This window comes from Streptomyces sp. NPDC040432 (assembly GCF_055595445.1).
The window spans coordinates 74565-94204 of sequence record NZ_JBVIVP010000013.1; the positions used below are offsets into that span (position 1 = coordinate 74565).

The window sequence follows — 19640 nt, forward strand, 5'->3', positions numbered from 1 at the left end:
AGCGACGGGGAGGGCGGGTTCAGTGGTGGGTGGGGCGGGGGCGGGCGGGCGCGCCGCGCTCTTCTTGGACGGTGCGCTCGTGCGCGGCGTGCACGTCACGGGCGTCGGGTGCGGCGTGCGCCGCGCGGTCGTGCGCGACCGTCCCCGGGGTCCCGGGCAGGCGGACGCGCAGGGCGCCCGGTTCCACCTCGGCGAGGAGTCGGGAACCGTCGGCCATGGTGTCGCCGTCGACCTCCCGGGGCTGCGCCCCGGCGAAGCGGATCTCGATCCGCCGGGCGCTGAAGTACTCCAGGGACCCGCCGGCCGCGGTCCGGCGGCCGGCCGGCGCGGGGGCGGACCCGCCGTCCGCGGAAGCGCCCCCGCGGACGACCCGGGAGGCCAGGTGCCCGGCTGCGGCGAGCCAGCCCGCGGCGCCCCGGGGGTCGAAGAGCACCACCTCCAGCATTCCGCTGTCCGGCCGTGCCCGGGGCAGGAGTTCGAGGCCGCCCTGGAGGGCCCCGACGTTGCCGATGACGACCATCCGCGCCCGGCGGCGCCGGACGCCGCCATCGTCCAGCCGTAGGGACAGCCGCATGCCGGGGTCCGCCAGGTGGCGGGCACCGGACAGCACGTAGGCCACCCATCCGAGGCGGGCCTTGAGGGCGGGCGAGGTGTCTCCGACGGTGGCGGCGTCGAAGCCGGCGCCCGTCATCACGGTGAACCGCGTCGACGGGAGGCCGTCGCCGCGCACCCGTCCCACGTCGATCGGGAAGTCACCGCCGGTGAGGGCCCCTTCGAGGGCGTCCCGCGGATCCAGGGGGAGGTCCAGGTTGCGGGCGAGGAGGTTGCCCGTCCCGCAGGGCACCAGCGCGAGCGGGACGCCGGTGCCCGCCACGACGTCGGCGCAGGCCCGGACCGTGCCGTCCCCGCCGCAGACGACTACCAGGTCCACTCCGGGCTCGGCGCACTCCTCGGGCAGGGTCCCGCAGGGCTGTTCGACGGAGGTGTGCGTCCACCGCTGCTCCGTGTACCCGTGGCGTCGGAGGTCGAGCCGCACCTGCTCGGCCAGGTCGTCGCCGCAGCCGTGCGGATGGCGGACCACGACCGCCGTCCGTCCCGCAGCTCCCCCGACCGTCCCGCCGCGACGCCCGCCGTCCCGGGCTTCCGGGACGGCCCGGTCGAAGGGGTCGGCGGGGACGAAGGGGTCGGCGCGGTCGAAGGGGTCGGCCGGCCCGTCGGCGGTCGGTCCGGGCACCGCCGGGAGGACCGTGTCCGAGCCGTCCCTCGGGCCTTCGTCGGCGTCACGGGTGCGGCCGGCCAGGAACACCGCGCCCACGACGAGCAGCGTGGCGACGCCGTTGAGCAGGCCGCCCACCACGTCGGACGGGTGGTGCATGCCCCGGTACATCCGGGACACCCCGACCGCCGGCGGGACGAGCGCCAGGACCGTCGCCGCGACGTACCTCCACGGTCCGCGGACCCGGGTCCACACCAGCACCGCGAGCCCTCCGAACAGGGCGACGGAGGCCCCGACGTGGCCGGACGGGAAGCTCGACGTGGGCGGCGCGCCGTCCAGGCGGGGCACGTCCGGGCGGGGGCGTTCCACGCACATCGTCACGGCCAGGAAGACCGCCGACTGCACGGCGACCGAAGCACCCAGGAAGACGGCGTCCGCCCACCGCGGGGTGCCGGGCAGCACCAACAGGGCGACGACGCAGAGCAGCGTCACGCCGACGATCCCCTCCGTCGAGGCGATGATCGACAGCCACTCCGTGACGGAGTCCGCCCACGGGGTCCGGTGCGCGGCGAACGCGTCCGTGACGCGGTCCTCCATCGGCAGCAGCCGCCGGGCCACCGGCGCCCCGGTCACGAACAGGCCCAGTGCCACCATCGCGGCGAACTGGGCCGGTACGAGCCACAGGAGCCGGGTGCGTCTCGCGGCGGTGCCGCTTTCCGTCGTCATGGCGACCTTGTTGCCCGTGACGGCCCGTTGATGCGCGCGGGGTGTCACGGACCGTGGCCGGGGCCGCCGCGGCGTTCACGACCGGGCGGCCCCGATGTGACCGCCGTCACAACCGGCCGGTGTCACGTCCGTCGCCGCTCCGCTGTCCCTCATTCGGATCGCCCCACGAAGCGAGCGAAGGGATCACCAGGATGAAGGCCGTCATCGTGTGCGTCTCCGTGTCACACGGCAATACGCGCCGCGTCGCCGACGCCATGGCCCGGGTGTTGGGCGCGCGGGTCGTCACCCCCGAGGAGGTCGACGTGGGGCAGTTGGCCGCCGCCGACCTCGTGGGGTTCGGCTCGGGCGTCTTCCTCGGCAGGCTCCACCCCCGACTGACCGAACTCGTGACGACGCTGCCCGCCTCGCGGGGCCGGGCGTTCGTGTTCGCCACCAGCGGGCTCCCCGAGCTGCCCCCGGCCCCCTTCACCCGCCCCCTGGTCCGGCGCCTCGAAGCCAAGGGGTTCGAGGTGGAGGGGAGCTTCTCGTGCCGCGCGTTCGACACCTGGGCCCCGTTCAGGATCGTCGGCGGCATCAACAAGCGGCGTCCGGACGCCGGCGACCTGAGCGCCGCGCGGACGTTCGCCGAGCGGCTGCGCGACGGGAGGGAGCCGGCGTCCTGACCGGGGGGCGGGTCCCCCCTCAGCGTTCGGGACGTGATCCCGACAACGGATCGGGGGCCTCCGCGCCGCCGCCGGCCCGGAGCGCGGTCAGCGCCGCCTCGTGGAGGGCCGCCAGGCCGGCTTCCGGGAGCGGTACGGGGCTGCCGGTGAGGGTGTACCACTCCCACGCCCCCGTGTACTGGACGGTCAGCGCGGCACTGCCCGCGCCGTCGTCCTCGGTGGCGAGGGTCAGTTCGCCGGTGATGACACCGACCTCGTCGGTCATCGCACCGCCCGGCCCGGCGGTGACGAAGCCGACCAGGCGCACGCCCGCCTCGGGCTGGGTACGGGGAGCGGGGACGGTCCGCGTGTGTTCCTGCTGCTGTTGTCCGGTCATGACCTGGCGCATGCCCAATTTCGGCCGCGCGAGCCGTCCGCCGCCCGGGGTCGTGGTCCGGGGACGCCGCTGTCACTCGTACGGATCAGTGCGTCGCCCCGCCGTCGAGGTGGCCGTCCGGCCGCGGCGCGGCGGTGGGCGCCGCGGTTGTCCGCCCGCAGGAAGTAGTGGCCCTCCCGGCGCCTACAGTGGGAGGCTCGCCGTCACCCGCAGCGCCCCGCCGCGGGACCGATGGCGCGAGAACCGGGGTGCGGTCATGGGCGACAGTGCGGTCGCGGCGTCCGACGGTGACGCGGACGCCCTCTTCGGCCTGGAGGAGCTGCGGTCCGGTCCCGCGCTCGGCCCGTCCGGCGGGGGCGGCGGACGCACCGCGTACGGGCCGCTCCACCGGGACTCCCCGGCCGCCCGCAGGCTGCTGTCCGTCCGGGAGATCCACGCGGAGCCCGCAGCCGCCGCGTCGCCCCGCGGCCGGGAGATCCTGGCCCGCTACCCGGACGCCCGGATGATCGACGTCGACTCGCACTGGCGGATCCCGGAACTCCACGGCAACGCCGGCAACCTCGAACGCTGGGTCCGCGTCAAGAGCGAGGTCCTCGTCCTGGGCGAGAAGAAGACCCTCGCCACACGCCCCAACGGCCGATCCGCCGACTGGATCGCCCCCGGCCCGTCGAACGGCTGCGCGATGGCCTGCGCCTACTGCTACGTACCGCGGCGCAAGGGCTACGCCAACCCGATCACCGTCTTCACCAACATCGAGCGGATCATCGCCCACCTCGACCGGCACATCACCCGCCAGGGGCCGAAGCGGGAGCCCACCCAGTGCGACCCGAGCGCGTGGGTCTACGACATCGGCGAGAACGGCGACTGCTCGGTGGACGCGCTGATCAGCGAGAACGTCGCGGACCTGGTGCGCGCCTTCGCGCACCGGCCCACGGCGAAGGCCTCGTTCGCCACCAAGTATGTCAACCCCGACCTGCTGCTCCTCGACCCTCGCGGCCGCACCCGGGTGCGGTTCTCCGTGATGCCGCCGCGCGACTCCCGGCTGCTCGACATCCGCACCAGCCCCGTGGAGCAGCGGATCGCGGCCGCCGCCGATTTCCTGGAGGCCGGGTACGAGGTCCACTTCAACCTGTCGCCCGTGGTCGTCCGGCCGGGGTGGGAGGAGGACTGGAGCCTGCTCCTGCGGCACCTGGACGACGTCCTGCCGCAGGCGGTCAAGCGGCAGGCGGCGGCCGAGGTGATCATGCTGACGCACAACCGGGACCTGCACGAACTGAACCTGGGCTGGCACCCCCGGGCGGAGGACGCCCTGTGGCGGCCCGACATCCAGCAGGCCAAGCGTTCCGAGAACGGCAGCTGGAACGTCCGCTACCGCAACGACACCAAGGCCGAGGCCGTCGAGACCGTACGGCGTCTGGTGGCAGCCCACGCCCCGTGGCTGCGGATCCGTTACGCGTTCTGACGCCGCCGGCGCCCCGCACACCGCCCCGTCAGGCGTCGAGCTCCGCCAGGCCTTCCCGCCACCGGGTCGCGCGCTCCGCCTCGCCCTGCTCCCACCACGGGGTGCCGCGTTCCCCGAGCGCCACCTTCGCGATCCGCACCCGGTCCCGGGCGGCGCGCTCCGCCCCGGGGTCCTCGGCGCGCCGAGCGGCGCCCACCGCCCGGCGCGCCGCCATCAGGTGGACCCGCAGGCGGGCACCGATTTCCTCGGGCACGGCCGGGTCGGTGGCACGCCATCGGCGGCCGCCGATGACGACGTGGTGTCCGTCGGGGGTGAGGGGCGGCGGCTGTTTCCGGGTCACCGGGGGCGACTGCCCCCGGCCGCCGACATCAATCCTCCCGAACCGTCGGCGCGAGGCGGACCCCGCCCGTCGCGAGCGCCGGCGCCCCACGGATCCCTTCCGTGCGCGCATACAAACACCACGGACGGGCACGCGGTGCTCACAAGGTGTGGTTGGCGTAGAGAAGGAGTGCCCGTGCTGCCCAGCAAGGTGACCGACAGTGGCGTGCTGATCATCCGTCTGCGGTCGGACCTCGACATCGGCAGCCGTGCCGCGGCGGCCTGGGAGATCGAGGACCTCCTGACGGCCCACCGTGCGGCACCCGTCGTCCTGGAGCTGTCCGGTACCGGGGTGAGCCCCGCGGTCGTGAGCACCGTCGTGCGGGCCCACCGGACCTGCGCCGACGCGGGCGTGCCCCTGGCCGTGGTCGCCCCGGGCCCCGAGGCGCGGCGCGCACTGACCATCGGCGTCGGGGCGCACGCGCCGTACGTCCACGCCACCCTGCCGCAGGCCGTCGAGGCCGTCACCACCACGCTCGGCGCCGCCGCGTAGTCCCGGCCCCGTCAAGGGGCCGACACCTCCCGTGCCCGCGAACCCCGGCCCATCGGCCGGGGTTCGCGGGCACGGGAGGTCGCCGGGGCTAGTGTGGGACTGTCCGTCCCCCCCGTGCGCGGCAGATGAGGCTGGTCAACGTGTCGACATCGAGTCACGACATTCCGGGGGCGCCCTGCTGGGTCAGCCTGCTCGTCCGGGACCCCGACTCCGCTCGGCGCTTCTACACGGCCGTGCTCGGCTGGGAGATCCGGCCCAACCCCTTCGGGGACGACTTCGCCGTGGCGTTCCGGGACGGCGCCCCCGTCGCGGGCATCGGCGCCGTCACCGACGTCTTCGACGTACCGGCGGCATGGACGCCGTACTTCGCCGTCCAGGACGCCGACGTCACCGCGTCCAGGATCCGCGAGCGGGGCGCCACCATGGCCGTCGGCCCCCTGCCCTTCGGGACGGGGCGGGCGGGGCTGGCCGCCGATCCGGCCGGAGCCGTCTTCGGGATCTGGGAGGGGGTCGTCGTCCCCGACTGGTCCGTGGGACGCGGCAGCGCCCCGGCCTGGCTCGAACTGCGGACGCGCGACGCGTTCGCCGCCGCGATCTTCTACGGGGAGGTCCTCGACTGGGCGGGTGAGCTGCCCGGTTGCTGCGTCGTGTCCTACGAGCACGACCACGTCGTGCTGCGGCACGGGCGTGACACCATCGCCCGGATCCGCGGCGGCGCACTGGAAGCGGCGCCGGACCCCGAGGTCCGTCCCCGCTGGCACGTCCACTTCCGGGTGCCCGACCTGGAGGCGGCGATGGAAGCCGCCGACCGGATGGGCGGCAGGACCGCCTCTCCGGTCGAGAACTCCCCCACGAGCCGCCGGGTCGTCCTCGTCGATCCCGACGGGGCGCCCTTCACCGTCGTCGCCCCGCGGGGCGCGGGCACCTGAGCCGCGCGGGACGCCGGTACGGGTCCGCCGCGGCTCCCGCTGCCCGCCGGTCCGCCGCCACGACGGCCCGCCGGGAGTCGTGGTGGAAACCGGCGACGCCGACCGACGGGCCGGGGCGCGGCGGGGGCGGTCAGTGGGTGGCGATGGTCCGGTTGATCCAGTCCTTGTACGCGGACACCGACGTCCAGATGCCGGGACCGCTCCCACAGTGCGGGTCGACGGCGTAGTCGCCGTCGCCGGAGGTCACGCCGACCAGTTCCCAGCGTCCCGCGACGCGCTGGACCTGCGGGCCACCGGAGTCCCCGGAGCAGGCCATGGCGCCGCGGACCCGGCTGCTGGTGCAGAGTTCGCCCTTGCCGTTGATGTCCATGCAGTCGGTCGTGGCGGTGCGGCGCGTGTCCAGTTCCTGGAGGCGGTCGGGGAACACCCACCGCCCGGGCTCGGGGTCGTCGACCACGGTGCCGAAGCCGATCACCCGGGTGTCCGCGCCGACCGCGGGGGCGCGGCCGGCGATGCGGACCGGCTGCTCGCGGACGGGGCGGTCCAGTTTCAGGAGGGCGATGTCGTCGTTCGAGCGCTTGTCGCCGGAGGAGTCGAAACCGGGGTGGACGAACTTGCCGACGATCTTGCGGACGGTGCCCCCGGCGTTCCGGTGGTCACTGCCGACGCGGACGGTCCCGCTGGGGTGCGCGGGCATCACGTCCTGCGCGCAGTGTCCGGCCGTCACCACCCACTGCGGAGCGATGAGGGCCCCTCCGCACATGGCGTCGAGGGAGCCCTCGCCGTCCCCGGGCGTCATGGGGATCGCCACCATGAACGGGTAGGGCTCCGAGGAGTCCGTTCCGCGGACGATCGCCTGGGCCCCGGTCCCCGTCGCCGCCGTGTACAGGGCGGCGACCGCCCCCACGGCCACCGCCCGGTTCAGCAGGCGGCGTCCCGGAAGGGACCGGGCGGCCTGCCGGCGGTGTCGGGCGTGCAGTGGGGCGGAACCAGCCATGACGGGAACTTTCGCGCGGGGGCGGTGGGCAATCGGACCAAGTGCTTCCGGTCGCGTTTCCTGTTCCCCGTCCTCGCCGCGCTACACCTCCGCGCGCCGTAGGAGGGTCACAGCCGCCAGTACGTCCCCGCACGCGAATCGACGTGCACCACGTGCCGACCGACCCGCACCACGTGGTGGTCCGGGCCCGACCAGGAGCCGGTGGCCCCTTCGGCGCCGGGCAGGGGCGTCCAGATCTCCAGGAAGGTGCTGCCGTCCGGGTTGGTGCCCCGTTCGACGAGGTCGGCGCCGTCCCGCCGGAGGGTGCCGGTGTCCTCGCCGGGCTCGCCCGTGAGGTGGTGGAAGCGCACCCGCTCGCCGTCGAAGGAGGTCGTGCCGGCGAAGCCACGGCTGTCGGCGTAGTACCGGCCGACCTGCAACCACACCACTTCGCGGTCCTCGACGAGGGGTCCGCCGTCGCGGCTGATGCCGCGCCGGAGCCAGGCACCGCGCTCGGGCGGCGGGACGCCGGGACCCACCGCAGGCCGGCCGGCCGGGTCAGTGCCGGTCATGGTTGGCGGCGTCGGCGTCCACGGCCGGCAGCGTCAGCGGTACGTTGCCGCGCCCCGCCTGCGAGTACGGGCAGACCACGTCGGCCCGGTGCAGCAGGGGCTGGAGGTCCGCCGCCGCCCAGCCGGGAAGGCTCACCGTGAGGGCCACCGCGAGACCGTGGCCGGCGGGGCCTCCGACGGCGTGCGCGGTCGTTTCGTACAGGGTGCCGGTGAGTGGCACGGCCATGGCGTGGGGCCCATCTGCTCGACGAGGAAGCCGCCCGGGTGCGGACGGCGGATGGCGCCGCTCGTGCGGCACCTCGCGCGTCGTCGTGCGTAACCGGGTACGGCGCGTCTCGTCCGGGGCCGTGGATCCGGCCGCCGGAAAATCTGGCAACGGCGGACGTCACCCGGGGACGGGCCGACGGTGACCTTCCTCACCCGCCACCGGCCCGCCGGCCACGGCCCCGCCCGCCGGCGGCGCGGGCCGGTGCCGGCCGCGGTATGCCCCGGGAGGCATGCCCTCCCAGCGGGTGAAGGCGCGCACGAGGGCCGTCGCGCCGCTCAGGCCGACCAGCGGGGCGATCCGGTCCAAGGACAGGGTCGTGGTCTCCAGCAGTCGCCTGGCGCGGGCGTGGCGGGCGGCGTCGAGGAGCTCGCGCCAGGACGTGCCCTCCGCCCCGAGGGCCCTGCGCAGCGTCCGGACACTGAGGTTCAGCTCCTGGGCGGGCCCCTCGGGGCCGACGTCCGCGAGCACGGCGCGCTCCAGCCACCGGCGCACCCTCCCGGCCGTGGTGACCTCTGCGGACAGCCCGTCCAGGAGCCGGTCGGCGTAGGCCCGGTGCAGCGCGTTGAGGGCCGGGTCGTACAGGGGGCGGCGCCGGTCGAGGTCCGCGTTGCCCACCGTGATCGCGTTCTCCTCAGCGTCGAAGGCGACGGGGCAGCCGAGGACGCGGGCGTACGGTTCGGCCGCGCCGACGAGGGGATGGGCGAACGACACCGCCAAGGGCGCCCAGTCGTCGCCGGCGATCCATCGGGCGGCCCGCACCATGCTGCTGATGACGGCCTCCACCTGTTGCGGGTGCATGGCCGTCGGGGCGACGTTCGGTCGGTAGCGGATCCGGCTGTGGCCGGGGCCCCGGTGCAGGGTCACCGTGCCCGCCTGGCTCACCAGGGGGTGGTAGCGCTCGGCCGCCAGCGCGGCATCGGCCAGGCCGGCGCAGGTGAGGACGAGGTGCCCCAGGATGTGCAGGCCTTCGGGCCGGATGCGGTCGCCCACGAGGAGCCCGGTGTGCGGTCCGGCACCCGGGGCGCCGAGCACCTCGTCCCACAGGGCGCGCATCTCACCGAACTCCAGCCGGTCCGTGGGCAGCGCCCAGGCGGCGGATCCCCCGGCGCCGTCCGACGGGGCGCCGAGGACGGAGAGGGCGTAGCTCGCGGTGACGGAGGGCGGCTCGCTGGTGGACACGACCGCCAGTCAATGCGGGCGCACCAGCCCCGTCAACACCCTCGGGGGGCGGAGCCGGTCGGGAGGGTCAACGGATTGGCCTCGCGGGTCAATGACGGGGCGGCGGAGCACCTCTAGGGTCGGCTCCGGACCACCGGGGGGGATCAGTGGCCCCTCCCGGGCTCCGGAGCCCGGGAGCCCGGGACGCGCGCCGGCCCGATCCCCGCCGCTCAGAGGAGTACGCCGTGATTCTCTTCCTGCTCCCCGCAGGCGACTACGACCCGACCGAGGCCGCCGTGCCCTGGGCCGCGCTGCGGGACGCCGGCTTCGAGGTGCGGTTCGCGACCCCCGGTGGGGAGGTCGCCCTCGCCGACCCCCGGCTCACGGACCTCGGCTTCTCCTGGCTCTCGCCCTGGCTGATGACCCGTCGCGCCGAACTGGCCGCCTACCGGCGCCTCACCGAGGACCCCTGGTTCCGCTCCCCCGCCTCGTACGGGGAGATCGATCCGGACGCCGTCACGGGCCTGTTCGTACCGGGCGGTCACGCGGCGGGGATGCGGACGCTGCTCGACGACGCCACCGCACAGCGGTTGTTCGCCCGGATCTTCACCCGGGGGCTGCCCGTGGGCGCCGTGTGCCACGGCGTCCTGCTCGCCGCCCGGGCCGAGGATCCCGCCACCGGACGCTCGGTCCTCCACGGTCGGCGGACGACCGCGCTGACGTCCTTGCTGGAGTTGACCGGCTGGAACCTCACCCGGCTCTGGCTGGGACGCTACTACCGCACCTACCGCACCACCGTGCAGCAGGAGGTCACCGCGGCGCTCGCCGATCCGACCCACTTCCGCGCCGGTCCGCCCCTGCCCGTCCGTGACACCGCCGCCCGCACCGGACGCGGCTTCACCGTCACGGACGGCAACTACGTCTCCGCGCGGTGGCCCGGGGACTGCCACCGCCTGGCCGCGGACTACCTGTCCCTGGTCCGCGCCCACGCGGCCGGGGCGGCGCGCCCGACCGGTTGAGTGCCGCCCGTGCCCCGGGCACCGGTGGGCCGGCCCCCTCGCCCGCTGTCGTACCCGCGCGGCCCGGCGGTGGGGCCGCGCGGTCACGTTCGGCCGAATCCGACCCGAGCACCCGCTCGTGTCCCGTGCTTATCTTCGTTCATGGATATCTCCGCAGGACGTCCGTACCCCCTCGGCGCCACCCACGACGGCTCGGGGACGAACTTCGCCCTCTTCTCCGACTGCGCCGAGAAGGTGGAGCTCTGCCTGATCGGTGAGGACGGCGGCGAGCACCGGATCGCGCTCCCGGAGGTGGACGGGGGCGTGTGGCACGGCCGGGTGGCCGACGTCGGCCCCGGACAGCGGTACGGCTACCGCGTCCACGGACCCTGGAGCCCCGACGAGGGCCTGCGGTGCAATCCGGCCAAGCTGCTGCTCGACCCCTACGCGCGGGCGATCGACGGCCAGATCGACGGCGACCCCTCCCTGAGCGGGCACTGCGACACCGACCCGGGCCGTCCGGACGACCGCGACAGCCTGGGGCACGTCCCGCTCGGCGTCGTGACGGGCGGGGAGTTCGACTGGGAGGGGGACCGCCCTCCGGGCCACGCGTTCCACGACTCGGTCATCTACGAGGCGCACGTGAAGGGGCTGACCTTCCGCCACCCGGAGGTGCCCGAGGAACTGCGGGGCACGTACGCCGGGGTCGCGCACCCGGCCGTCGTCCAACACCTGCTGGCGCTCGGCGTCACCGCCATCGAACTCATGCCGGTGCACCAGTTCACCCAGGACGGTTTCCTCACCGACCGGGGCCTGTCGAACTACTGGGGCTACAACACCATCGGCTTCTTCGCCCCGCACCACGCCTACGCGGCCGGAGGGAGCGTCGGCGGCCAGGTCGACGAGTTCAAGTCCATGGTCAAGGAGCTGCACCGGGCGGGCATCGAGGTCATTCTCGACGTGGTCTACAACCACACGGCCGAGGGCAACGAGCAAGGTCCCACCCTGTCGTTCCGGGGGATCGACAACCCCTCCTACTACCGCCTGGTCGACGACAGCCCCGCGCACTACTTCGACACCACCGGTACCGGAAACAGCCTGCTGATGCGGCACCCCGCCGTCCTCCAGCTGATCATGGACTCGCTCCGGTACTGGGTCACCGAGATGCACGTGGACGGGTTCAGGTTCGACCTCGCGGCCACCCTGGCCCGCCAGTTCCACGACGTCGACAAGCTCTCGGCCTTCTTCGACATCGTCCACCAGGATCCGGTCATCAGCCGGGTCAAGCTCATCGCCGAGCCCTGGGACATCGGGGAGGGCGGCTACCAGGTCGGCAACTTCCCCGCCCTGTGGAGCGAGTGGAACGGGCGCTACCGCGATGCCGTCCGCTCCTTCTGGCGGGGGGACGAAGCCTCGCTGCCGGAGTTCGCCGCCCGCATCGCGGGCTCCGCCGACCTGTACCAGTCCGACCGCAGGCGCCCCCGGGCCGGCATCAACTTCATCACCGCGCACGACGGTTTCACCCTGCGCGACCTGGTTTCCTACAACGACCGGCACAACGAGGCCAACGGCGAGGACGGCCGCGACGGCGACGCCGACAACCGCTCGTGGAACTGTGGTGCGGAGGGCCCCAGCGACGACGAGGGGATCCGCCTCCTGCGGGCGCGGCAGCAACGCAACATGATGGCGACCCTCTGTCTGTCCCTGGGCGTGCCCATGCTCGCCCACGGGGACGAACTGGGCCGCACGCAGGACGGCAACAACAACGTCTACTGCCAGGACAACGAACTCGCCTGGGTGGACTGGGACCTCGGCGCGGAGCACTCCGAACTGCTCGCCTTCACCCGCAGGGCCCTGGCCCTGCGCCGCGCGCAGCCCGTCCTGCGCCGTCGGCGCTTCCCGCAGGGCGCCCCCACGGACGCCGCCGCTCCGGTCGCCGACATCGTCTGGCTCGGCCAGGACGGCACGAGCATGACCCCGGAGGACTGGGACCGGTCCGACGCCCGCCGCGTCGGCGTCTACCTCTGCGGGGACAACCTCACCGCGGACGGCGGCGACGGGGCCGCCGCGCGACCGGACTCGCTGCTGCTGATGTTCAACGCCTCGGACGAGGACGCGTCCTTCCGGCTCCCGCCCGCCGCCTACGGGGAGACCTGGACGGTGGCCCTCGACACGGCCCTCGACGGCGACGACGCGCAGGACGAGACGGAGGTCAAGGCGACGGCGACGACCGTCCTGACCGCCCGCAGCATGCGGGTCCTGCGCCGCCCCGCCAGGAGGCCCTGACCACGGGCGCGGCGCGGTGGGCGCGGGCGGGGCCGGCCCCCGGTACCGCCCGCGTCCCTACGCGTACGCACCGTCGTCCGGCTCGTCCGCCGGCACGTCGATGACGTGCATGGCGGCCTCCTCCGCGCCGGCCGCGCCGCCGTCGATGCCGTGATCCCGCGCGAGGAGTTCGCCGGTGGTGTTGGGGTGCGCGCCCTCGTCCGGAGCGGTCAGACGGCCCGCGCGCACCGTGCCGGTCTCCTCGTCCCACAGTTCTCCGTCGCCTCCGGGCAGGTCTCCCAGCCCGTCGCCCGGATCCTGGCCCGTCTCGGGCACCTCCTGGGACAGCCGCCGGTCGAGGGACTCGCCCTCGCGCTGCTCGGCGGCGGTCGTCCCGTACTTCGTCACGCCCAGTGGCTTCTCCGGCGGTGAGTAGCCCTCGTCCAGCATGTCGTCGTACGTCCGCTCCCCCACGGCGTTCTGCAGGTCGAGCGGTGCGGCGTCCGCCTGGTCCTCGTTGTCGCCCGTCGGCTGGTACACGTCGTCCGCCATCTGTTGCCCGTCGCTCATGGCACTCACGCATCCCGTCCTGTCCGCCCGGTCCGCCCGCCCCGACCGGGGGTGTCGGGGGTCGGCCTGCGGCGCTCCTGCTCGTTCATCGATCGTCCCTTCCGTCCGGACCTCGGGGTGTCGTTCGACCACGCTCGGAGGGCGGGCCGGGTCGGCACGGGGCGGGCCCGTCACCCGAGACTGGGCGCCTACCCGCCATCGGCCGCCCCAAGCAGTGCCGGGGCCCCGCTCGGGGTGTGATCAGCGGGATAGGGTGCGGCATGTCCAACGCGCCGCTCGACCTGTCCGCTCTGGAGCGCCTGCCGCTCCTCTCCCGCGTGGAGGACGGCCATTCCCTGCCGATGCTCCTGTGGGTGCCCGGCCGGGGTCGTCGCATGATCTCCAGTGCCCCGCTGGGCGGAGGCATCGGAGAGCGCCGGTGGGTGCTCAACGCCCAAGTGGCCCACGGGTACCGGCGGCTGGATCCGGACGTCCACCTCGCCGAACTCGCGGCGCGGGCCGGGGCCCCGGGGCCGGGCGTGGGTCTCATGACGGCCGCGTCGGTCGCCGACCACGGCGTCGCCTCGGACGGGGGCGTTCGGGCCTTGGCCTCCGCCGGGCTCGGTGTGCGGGGCTGGGCCGCCGATCCGGCCCCGGGCGTCCCGGGGCCGAGGCCGGCGGGAACGATCAACATCATCGTGTCCGTGCCCGTGGCCCTCTCCGACGCGGCCCTGGTGAACGCGGTCGCCACGGCCACCGAGGCCAAGGTCCAGGCGCTGCGCGACGCGGGCGTGGACGCCTCCGGTACGCCGACGGACGCCGTGTGCGTCGCCGCGTTGCGGCCCTCGGACGGAGGTCCGGTCGAACCCTTCGCCGGCCCGCGGTCGGTCTGGGGGGCGCGGCTGGCCCGGGCCGTGCACGAGGCCACCCACCGCGCGTGTCTGCGCGGCGGGGGCCCCGAGCGGCTCGCCGCCCCGGGAGGGACGGGGAGCCGCTCGGGAGGCCGCGTCAGCGGTGGGTGAAGTCCGGGGACCTCTTGTCCACGAAGGCGCTCATGCCCTCCTTCTGGTCCGCGGTGGCGAAGACGGCGTGGAAGAGGCGTCGTTCGAAGCGGACGCCTTCGGCGAGGGTCGTCTCGAAGGCCCGGTTGACGGCTTCCTTGGCCATCATCGCGACGGGCGCGGACATGCCCGCGACGGTGTCGGCGACGGCCAGGGCCTCGGCCATCAGCTGGTCGGCCGGGACGACGCGGGAGACGAGTCCGGCCCGCTCCGCCTCGACGGCGTCCATGGTCCGGCCGGTGAGGCAGAGTTCCATGGCCTTGGCCTTGCCGACGGCCCGGGTGAGGCGCTGCGAGCCGCCGATGCCCGGGATGACACCGAGTTTGATCTCGGGCTGGCCGAAGACCGCGGTGTCGGCGGCGAGGAGGATGTCGCAGAGCATGGCCAGTTCGCAGCCGCCGCCCAGCGCGTAGCCGGATACGGCGGCGACGGTGGGGGTGCGCAGGTCGCCGAGGCGGTCCCAGGCGGTGAACCAGTCGGTGAGGTACATGTCCATGTACCCCTGGGGCTGCATCTCCTTGATGTCCGCGCCCGCCGCGAAGGCCTTGGCGGATCCGGTGAGGACGATGCACCCGACGTCCGGGTCGCGGTCGAGGGCCTCGGTCGCGGCCACGACCTCGTTCATCACCTGGAGGTTGAGCGCGTTGAGCGCCTTGGGCCGGTTGAGGGTGAGGAGGGCGCTGCGGCCCTTGCGCTCGACGAGGATCGTCTCGTACTCGGTGGTGCCGGTCACTGGGTGGTTCCCTTCGGTGCCTCGGTCGCCGCGTCGCGCAGGACGTGGACGATTCCGGAGAAGTCCTGGTCGGCGCCGCTCGCCTCGGCGAACGCGGCGTACATGTCGGCCGCGCGCAGCCCGAGACCGGCTTCGATGCCGCCGGCCCGCAGGGCGTTCGCGGCGAGGCCGAGGTCCTTGGCCATGAGCGGGGCGGCGAATCCGGGTCGGTAGTCGCGATTCGCGGGACTGGCCGGAACCGGTCCGGGGACGGGGCAGTTGGTGGTGAGCGCCCAGCACTGGCCGGAGGCGGTGGAGGCGACGTCGTACAGCGCCTGGTGGGAGAGGCCCAGGCTTTCGCCGAGGACGAAGGCCTCGCTGACGGCGATCATCGAGATGCCGAGGATCATGTTGTTGCAGATCTTCGCGGCCTGGCCCGCTCCCGGGCCGCCGCAGTGCACGGTCTTCCTGCCCATGGCCGCCAGCAGGGGTTCGGCCTCGGCGAACTCCGCCCCGCCGCCGCCCGCCATGAAGGTGAGGGTCGCCGCTTCGGCGCCCATCACCCCGCCCGAGACGGGCGCGTCGAGCGCCCGTTGCCCGGCTTCGGTGGCCGCCTCGTGGGCGGCGCGGGCGTCGGCGACGTCGATGGTGGAACAGTCGATGAACAAGGTGCCGGGCTTGGCCGCCGCGAGCAGGCCCTCGTCACGGTAGAGGGCCAGGACGTGCCGGCCGGCGGGGAGCATGGTGATCACCACGTCGGCGGCGGCAGCGGCCGTCGGCGCGGAGTCCACGATCTCCACCCCGGCCGTCGAGGCCGCGGCCAGGGCGTCCGGAGCCAGGTCGAAGCCGAGGACGCGGTGGCCGGCCGCGACGAGGTTGGCGGCCATCGGGCCGCCCATGTGGCCGAGGCCGACGAAAGCGATGACGGTGGTCACCAGGGCACCTCCTGGAAGGAATCGGTGGCGGCGACGGCCGGTTCGTGGTCGTCGCCGAGCGGTGCGAAGTAGCGGGCCGTGTCGGCGGCCGTCACCTCGGCGAGCGTGGCGGGCGACCAGCGGGGGGCGCGGTCCTTGTCGATGACCTGGGCCCGGATGCCCTCGACGAGGTCGTGCGAGGACAGGGCCGCGCAGGACACGCGGTACTCCTGCTCCAGCACCCGCTCCAGCGGTCCGAGCCCGCGGGCCCGGCGCAGCGAGGCCAGGGTGACCTTCAGGGCCGTGGGGGACTTCGCGGCCAGGGTGGTCGCCGCCTGCTTCGCCGCCGGGACGTCCGCGGCGAGGAGCCGGTCGATGACCTCCTCCACGGTGTCGACGGCGTAGCAGTGGTCGATCCACTCGCGGTGGGAGGCCAGTTCGCCGGCGGGGGCGGGAGCCACGTGCGCGGCGAGGGCGTCGTGGACGCTGCCGTCGGCCAGGTCCGCCACCAGGGCTCCGAGCCGATCGGCGGGGACGAAGTGGTCGGCGAGGCCGCAGAGCATCGCGTCGGCGGCGCCCACGGGGGCTCCCGTCAGCGCCAGGTGGGTGCCGAGTTCGCCGGGTGCCAGGGCGAGGAGGTAGGTGCCGCCGACGTCGGGGACGAATCCGATGCCGGTCTCGGGCATGGCGACCCGGGAGCGTTCGGTGACGATCCGGACCGAGCCGTGGGCGGAGACGCCGACGCCGCCGCCCATGACGATGCCGTCCATCAGGGCGACGTACGGCTTCGGATAGCGGGCGATCAGCGCGTTGAGCCGGTACTCGTCGCGCCAGAAGGCCGCCGACGCGGTGCCTCCCGTGCGGGCGTCCTCGTGGATCGCCCGGATGTCGCCGCCCGCGCAGAGACCGCGCTCCCCGGCCCCGGAGATGACCACCGTCCGCACCGCGGGGTCTTCGCGCCAAGCCGTCAGGGCTTCCTCGATCCGCAGCACCATGGGGTGGCTGAGGGCGTTGAGGGCCTTGGGTCGGTTGAGGACCAACCGGCCGGCCCCGCCCTCCACCCGGACGAGGACGTCGTCCTCCTCCCCGCTCATCGCAGAGCCTCCGTCAGGCCGCGGGCGACGATGACGCGCATGATCTCGTTGGTCCCTTCCAGGATCTGGTGCACACGGAGGTCGCGGACGATCTTCTCGATGCCGTACTCGCTCAGGTATCCGTAGCCGCCGTGGAGTTGGAGCGCCTCGTTGGCGACGGCGAAGCCGGTGTCGGTGGCGAACCGCTTGGCCATCGCGCAGAGCTGCGCGGCCTGCGGGTCGGCGCGGTCGAGCGCTTCGGCGGCCGTACGGACCAGCGCGCGGGCGGCGGAGAGTTCGGTCGCCATGTCGGCGAGGCGGAACTGGAGCGCCTGGGCGTCCAGGAGCCGGGCGCCGAAGGCCTCCCGGTCGGCCAGGTACGAGAGGCTGCGGTCCAGCGCGCTCTGGGCGCCGCCCAGGGAGCAGGCGGCGATGCCGAGTCGACCGCCGTTGAGGCCGTTCATGGCGATGCGGAAGCCGTCGCCCTCGGCGCCGAGCCGGCGGTCCGCGGGGATCCGCACGCCGTCGAGGACGACCTGACGGGTGGGCTGGGCGTTCCAGCCCATCTTGTGCTCGTTGGGTCCGAAGGAGACCCCGGGGTCCTCGCGCTCGATGACGAACGCGGAGATCCCGCCGGACCCGCCCTCCCCCGTGCGGGCCATGACCACGTAGACGCCGGCGGCCCCGGCTCCGGAGATGAACTGCTTGACGCCCGTCAGGACGTAGTGCTCGCCGTCCCGTTCGGCACGGGTGCGCAGCGCGGCGGCGTCGGAGCCGGCGCCCGGCTCGGTGAGGCAGTAGCTGCCCAGGACGTCGGCGGTGCACAGGGCGGGCAACCAGCGGCGGCGCTGGGCGGCGTCCCCGTACCGGTCGATCATCCAGGCGACCATGTTGTGGATGGAGAGGTAGCCGGCGATCGACGGGCAGCCGGTCGCCAGGGTCTCGAAGACGAGGACCCCGTCGGAGCGGGTGAGGCCGGAGCCGCCGTGCTCCTCACGGACGTAGACGCCGCCGAGGCCGAGCGCGGCCGCCCGGCGGATGACGTCGACGGGGAAGTGCTTGGCCTGGTCCCAGGCGACGGCGTGGGGGGCCAACTGCTCCTGGGCGAAGTCGAGGGTGACCTCGGCGAGGGCGAGCTGGTCCTCGGTGAGGGTGGTCACGGCGCTCATCCCATCGTCGGGATGGTGAAGCTCGCGCTCTCCTTGGCCCCGGAGGGCCAGCGCGAGGTGACGGTCTTGGTCCGGGTGTAGAAGCGGATCGAGTCGGGCCCGTGCTGGTTGAGGTCGCCGAAGCCGGACCGCTTCCAGCCGCCGAAGGTGTGGTAGGCGACGGGCACGGGGATCGGCACGTTGACCCCGACCATGCCGGCGCCCACGCGGCGGGTGAAGTCGCGTGCGGTGTCGCCGTCCCGGGTGAAGATCGCGACGCCGTTGCCGTAGGGGTGCTCGGTGGGCAGGCGCAGCGCTTCCTCGTAGTCGGCGGCGCGGACCACGGACAGCACCGGGCCGAAGATCTCCTCGCGGTAGATCCGCATCTGCGGGGTGACGCGGTCGAAGAGGGTGGCTCCGGCGAAGTAGCCGTCCTCGTGGCCGGGCAGGGTGAATCCGCGTCCGTCGACGACGAGTTCGGCTCCCTCGGTGGCCCCGATGCCGACGTAGCGGTTCACCCGGTCGAGGGCGTCCCGGCTGACCAGGGGCCCGAAGTCGGCCTCGGGGTCGTCGGAGCGGCCGACGCGCAGGGTGGAGATGCGTTCCGCCAGCTTGGCGACCAGGGTGTTCGCGGTCTCCTCGCCGACGGGGACGGCGACGGCGATGGCCATGCAGCGCTCGCCCGCCGAGCCGTAGCCGGCGCCGATCAGTGCCTCCACGGCCTGGTCGAGGTCCGCGTCGGGCATCACGATCATGTGGTTCTTGGCGCCGCCGAAGCACTGGGCGCGCTTGCCGTGGGCCGCGGCGGTGGCATAGATGTGCGCGGCGATCGGGGTGGACCCGACGAAGCCGAGGGCCTGGACGCGGGGGTCCTCCAGGAGGGTGTCGACGGTCTCCTTGCCGCCGTTGACCACGTTGAGCACGCCGGGCGGCAGTCCGGCCTCCAGGAACAGTTCGGCCAGTCGCAACGGGACGGAGGGGTCCCGCTCGGAGGGCTTCAGGATGAAGGAGTTTCCGCAGGCCAGGGCAGGTGCGGCCTGCCAGAGGGGGATCATCGCGGGGAAGTTGAAGGGGGTGATGCCCGCGACCACGCCCAGTGGGGAACGCAGCGAGTGCACGTCGATCCCGGTGCCCGCGTTGTCGGTGAACTCGCCCTTCAGCAGGTGCGGTACGCCGGCGGCGAACTCGACGACCTCCAGGCCGCGTTGCAGGTCGCCGTGGGCGTCGGCGACGGTCTTGCCGTGCTCGGAGGACAGCAGCCGGGCCAGGGAGTCCCGCTCGCCCTCGACGAGCTGGAGGAAGCGCAACATGACGCGGGCGCGTCGCTGCGGGTTCCACTGCCCCCATTCCAGTTGCGCCTCCTCCGCGTTGGCGATCGCCGCCTCGGTGTCGGCGCGTCCGGCCAGGGGGACCCTGGCCTGCACCGTGCCGGTGTTGGGGTCGTACACGTCGGCGTAGAGACCGGACGTGCCGGTCGTGTGCTTGCCGCCGATGAAGTGGGTGAGTTCGCGGACCATCGAAGCCTGCTCTCGTCAGGTGAGGATCCGAGGAAGGCGCGGCGCGGGAGCGGTACGGCACCGATCGGGGTGCGGACCGCGGTTCCGACCGCGGGACAGGGAGGGCCCGGGGGCCTTCGTCGAGTCACGAACGCGAGGACAGGGCCTCGTCGTTCGGGGACTCCGCCGGATCACCTGGGCCGTGGTC

At 74.1% G+C, this 19640-nt stretch carries 20 protein-coding genes and 1 riboswitch; of the genes, 7 read left to right on the forward strand and 13 right to left on the reverse strand.

The genetic code is table 11. From position 1 onward, the window contains the following. Positions 1–19: 19 nt before the first annotated feature. Positions 20–1942 (reverse strand): bifunctional phosphatase PAP2/diacylglycerol kinase family protein, encoded by a 1923-nt coding sequence (locus ACZ58N_RS24830; protein WP_471163794.1) that lies wholly within the window; start codon positions 1940–1942, stop codon positions 20–22. A gap of 191 nt (positions 1943–2133) precedes the next feature. Here ACZ58N_RS24830 and ACZ58N_RS24835 point away from each other — a divergent pair, with 191 nt between their 5' ends. After that, positions 2134–2604, forward strand: a complete 471-nt coding sequence (locus ACZ58N_RS24835; RefSeq protein ID WP_471163797.1) for a flavodoxin family protein — start codon at positions 2134–2136, stop codon at positions 2602–2604. A 19-nt stretch (positions 2605–2623) separates the two neighbouring features. On the opposite strand, the gene ACZ58N_RS24840 is transcribed toward ACZ58N_RS24835, so the two are convergent. Further along, positions 2624–2980: a hypothetical protein gene (locus ACZ58N_RS24840; RefSeq protein WP_471163799.1), complete on the reverse strand. Its 357-nt coding sequence runs from the start codon at positions 2978–2980 to the stop codon at positions 2624–2626. 256 nt (positions 2981–3236) lie between these two features. Between ACZ58N_RS24840 and ACZ58N_RS24845 the strand changes: the two genes are divergently transcribed. Then, positions 3237–4442 carry a spore photoproduct lyase family protein gene (locus ACZ58N_RS24845; RefSeq protein WP_471163801.1) on the forward strand — a complete coding sequence of 402 codons (1206 nt, stop codon included), beginning with the start codon at positions 3237–3239 and terminating at the stop codon, positions 4440–4442. A gap of 28 nt (positions 4443–4470) precedes the next feature. On the opposite strand, the gene ACZ58N_RS24850 is transcribed toward ACZ58N_RS24845, so the two are convergent. After that, positions 4471–4782, reverse strand: coding sequence for a hypothetical protein (locus ACZ58N_RS24850; RefSeq protein ID WP_471163802.1), 312 nt, complete (start codon positions 4780–4782; stop codon positions 4471–4473). 174 nt (positions 4783–4956) lie between these two features. Between ACZ58N_RS24850 and ACZ58N_RS24855 the strand changes: the two genes are divergently transcribed. Both ACZ58N_RS24855 and ACZ58N_RS24860 read left to right on the forward strand, forming a co-directional pair. Next, complete coding sequence (locus tag ACZ58N_RS24855) at positions 4957–5313, forward strand: STAS domain-containing protein (RefSeq protein ID WP_471163805.1); 357 nt, start codon at positions 4957–4959, stop codon at positions 5311–5313. Between the two features lie 140 nt (positions 5314–5453). Beyond that, positions 5454–6242 (forward strand): VOC family protein, encoded by a 789-nt coding sequence (locus ACZ58N_RS24860; protein ID WP_471163807.1) that lies wholly within the window; start codon positions 5454–5456, stop codon positions 6240–6242. A gap of 130 nt (positions 6243–6372) precedes the next feature. On the opposite strand, the gene ACZ58N_RS24865 is transcribed toward ACZ58N_RS24860, so the two are convergent. From ACZ58N_RS24865 to ACZ58N_RS24880, 4 genes are all read right to left on the reverse strand, one after another. Beyond that, on the reverse strand, positions 6373–7239 hold the full coding sequence (locus tag ACZ58N_RS24865) for a S1 family peptidase (protein ID WP_471163810.1): 867 nt from the start codon (positions 7237–7239) through the stop codon (positions 6373–6375). Positions 7240–7346: 107 nt separating this feature from the next. After that, a complete protein-coding gene (locus ACZ58N_RS24870) occupies positions 7347–7790 on the reverse strand; it encodes a hypothetical protein (RefSeq protein WP_471163812.1) in 444 nt (147 codons plus the stop codon). Beyond that, entirely contained in the window at positions 7777–8016 is a 240-nt protein-coding gene (locus ACZ58N_RS24875; protein ID WP_471163814.1) for an OsmC family protein, read from the reverse strand. The genes ACZ58N_RS24870 and ACZ58N_RS24875 overlap by 14 nt, the downstream gene beginning before the upstream one ends. Positions 8017–8090: 74 nt before the next feature. Next, positions 8091–8154, reverse strand: a riboswitch (guanidine-III (ykkC-III) riboswitch). A 21-nt stretch (positions 8155–8175) separates the two neighbouring features. Further along, entirely contained in the window at positions 8176–9237 is a 1062-nt protein-coding gene (locus tag ACZ58N_RS24880) for an AraC family transcriptional regulator (RefSeq protein ID WP_471163817.1), read from the reverse strand. A 224-nt stretch (positions 9238–9461) separates the two neighbouring features. Here ACZ58N_RS24880 and ACZ58N_RS24885 point away from each other — a divergent pair, with 224 nt between their 5' ends. Together ACZ58N_RS24885 and glgX are read left to right on the forward strand one after the other, a co-directional pair. Further along, entirely contained in the window at positions 9462–10235 is a 774-nt protein-coding gene (locus tag ACZ58N_RS24885) for a type 1 glutamine amidotransferase domain-containing protein (RefSeq protein ID WP_471163819.1), read from the forward strand. A 141-nt stretch (positions 10236–10376) separates the two neighbouring features. Next, positions 10377–12500, forward strand: coding sequence for a glycogen debranching protein GlgX (gene glgX, locus ACZ58N_RS24890; protein WP_471163821.1), 2124 nt, complete (start codon positions 10377–10379; stop codon positions 12498–12500). Positions 12501–12557: 57 nt separating this feature from the next. On the opposite strand, the gene ACZ58N_RS24895 is transcribed toward glgX, so the two are convergent. Continuing rightward, entirely contained in the window at positions 12558–13049 is a 492-nt protein-coding gene (locus tag ACZ58N_RS24895; protein WP_471164017.1) for a DUF5709 domain-containing protein, read from the reverse strand. A 260-nt stretch (positions 13050–13309) separates the two neighbouring features. Here ACZ58N_RS24895 and ACZ58N_RS24900 point away from each other — a divergent pair, with 260 nt between their 5' ends. After that, entirely contained in the window at positions 13310–14050 is a 741-nt protein-coding gene (locus tag ACZ58N_RS24900) for an adenosylcobinamide amidohydrolase (RefSeq protein ID WP_471163823.1), read from the forward strand. Here the strand turns inward: ACZ58N_RS24900 and ACZ58N_RS24905 are convergent. From ACZ58N_RS24905 to ACZ58N_RS24925, 5 genes are read right to left on the reverse strand one after another with little or no spacing between them, the layout of a single operon-like run. After that, positions 14037–14822 (reverse strand): enoyl-CoA hydratase, encoded by a 786-nt coding sequence (locus ACZ58N_RS24905; protein WP_471163826.1) that lies wholly within the window; start codon positions 14820–14822, stop codon positions 14037–14039. The two genes, ACZ58N_RS24900 and ACZ58N_RS24905, sit on opposite strands and share 14 nt — an antisense overlap. After that, entirely contained in the window at positions 14819–15736 is a 918-nt protein-coding gene (gene mmsB / locus ACZ58N_RS24910; protein ID WP_471163828.1) for a 3-hydroxyisobutyrate dehydrogenase, read from the reverse strand. The genes ACZ58N_RS24905 and mmsB overlap by 4 nt, the downstream gene beginning before the upstream one ends. Further along, positions 15733–16809: an enoyl-CoA hydratase/isomerase family protein gene (locus tag ACZ58N_RS24915; protein WP_471163831.1), complete on the reverse strand. Its 1077-nt coding sequence runs from the start codon at positions 16807–16809 to the stop codon at positions 15733–15735. Before ACZ58N_RS24915 ends, mmsB begins: the two co-directional genes overlap by 4 nt. After that, positions 16806–17957 (reverse strand): acyl-CoA dehydrogenase family protein, encoded by a 1152-nt coding sequence (locus ACZ58N_RS24920; protein WP_471163834.1) that lies wholly within the window; start codon positions 17955–17957, stop codon positions 16806–16808. Before ACZ58N_RS24920 ends, ACZ58N_RS24915 begins: the two co-directional genes overlap by 4 nt. Then, entirely contained in the window at positions 17954–19453 is a 1500-nt protein-coding gene (locus ACZ58N_RS24925; protein WP_471163837.1) for a CoA-acylating methylmalonate-semialdehyde dehydrogenase, read from the reverse strand. Before ACZ58N_RS24925 ends, ACZ58N_RS24920 begins: the two co-directional genes overlap by 4 nt. Positions 19454–19640 lie beyond the last annotated feature (187 nt).

Bases quoted from the DNA above. Each gene is read 5' to 3' on its own strand.
- ACZ58N_RS24830 (WP_471163794.1), bottom strand. From the start codon at position 1,942: ATGACGACGGAAAGCGGCACCGCCGCGAGACGCACCCGGCTCCTGTGG.
- ACZ58N_RS24835 (WP_471163797.1), top strand. From the start codon at position 2,134: ATGAAGGCCGTCATCGTGTGCGTCTCCGTGTCACACGGCAATACGCGC.
- ACZ58N_RS24840 (WP_471163799.1), bottom strand. From the start codon at position 2,980: ATGACCGGACAACAGCAGCAGGAACACACGCGGACCGTCCCCGCTCCC.
- ACZ58N_RS24845 (WP_471163801.1), top strand. From the start codon at position 3,237: ATGGGCGACAGTGCGGTCGCGGCGTCCGACGGTGACGCGGACGCCCTC.
- ACZ58N_RS24865 (WP_471163810.1), bottom strand. From the start codon at position 7,239: ATGGCTGGTTCCGCCCCACTGCACGCCCGACACCGCCGGCAGGCCGCC.
- ACZ58N_RS24870 (WP_471163812.1), bottom strand. From the start codon at position 7,790: ATGACCGGCACTGACCCGGCCGGCCGGCCTGCGGTGGGTCCCGGCGTC.
- ACZ58N_RS24875 (WP_471163814.1), bottom strand. From the start codon at position 8,016: ATGGCCGTGCCACTCACCGGCACCCTGTACGAAACGACCGCGCACGCC.
- glgX (WP_471163821.1), top strand. From the start codon at position 10,377: ATGGATATCTCCGCAGGACGTCCGTACCCCCTCGGCGCCACCCACGAC.
- ACZ58N_RS24895 (WP_471164017.1), bottom strand. From the start codon at position 13,049: ATGAGCGACGGGCAACAGATGGCGGACGACGTGTACCAGCCGACGGGC.
- ACZ58N_RS24900 (WP_471163823.1), top strand. From the start codon at position 13,310: ATGTCCAACGCGCCGCTCGACCTGTCCGCTCTGGAGCGCCTGCCGCTC.
- ACZ58N_RS24915 (WP_471163831.1), bottom strand. From the start codon at position 16,809: ATGAGCGGGGAGGAGGACGACGTCCTCGTCCGGGTGGAGGGCGGGGCC.
- ACZ58N_RS24920 (WP_471163834.1), bottom strand. From the start codon at position 17,957: ATGAGCGCCGTGACCACCCTCACCGAGGACCAGCTCGCCCTCGCCGAG.
- ACZ58N_RS24925 (WP_471163837.1), bottom strand. From the start codon at position 19,453: ATGGTCCGCGAACTCACCCACTTCATCGGCGGCAAGCACACGACCGGC.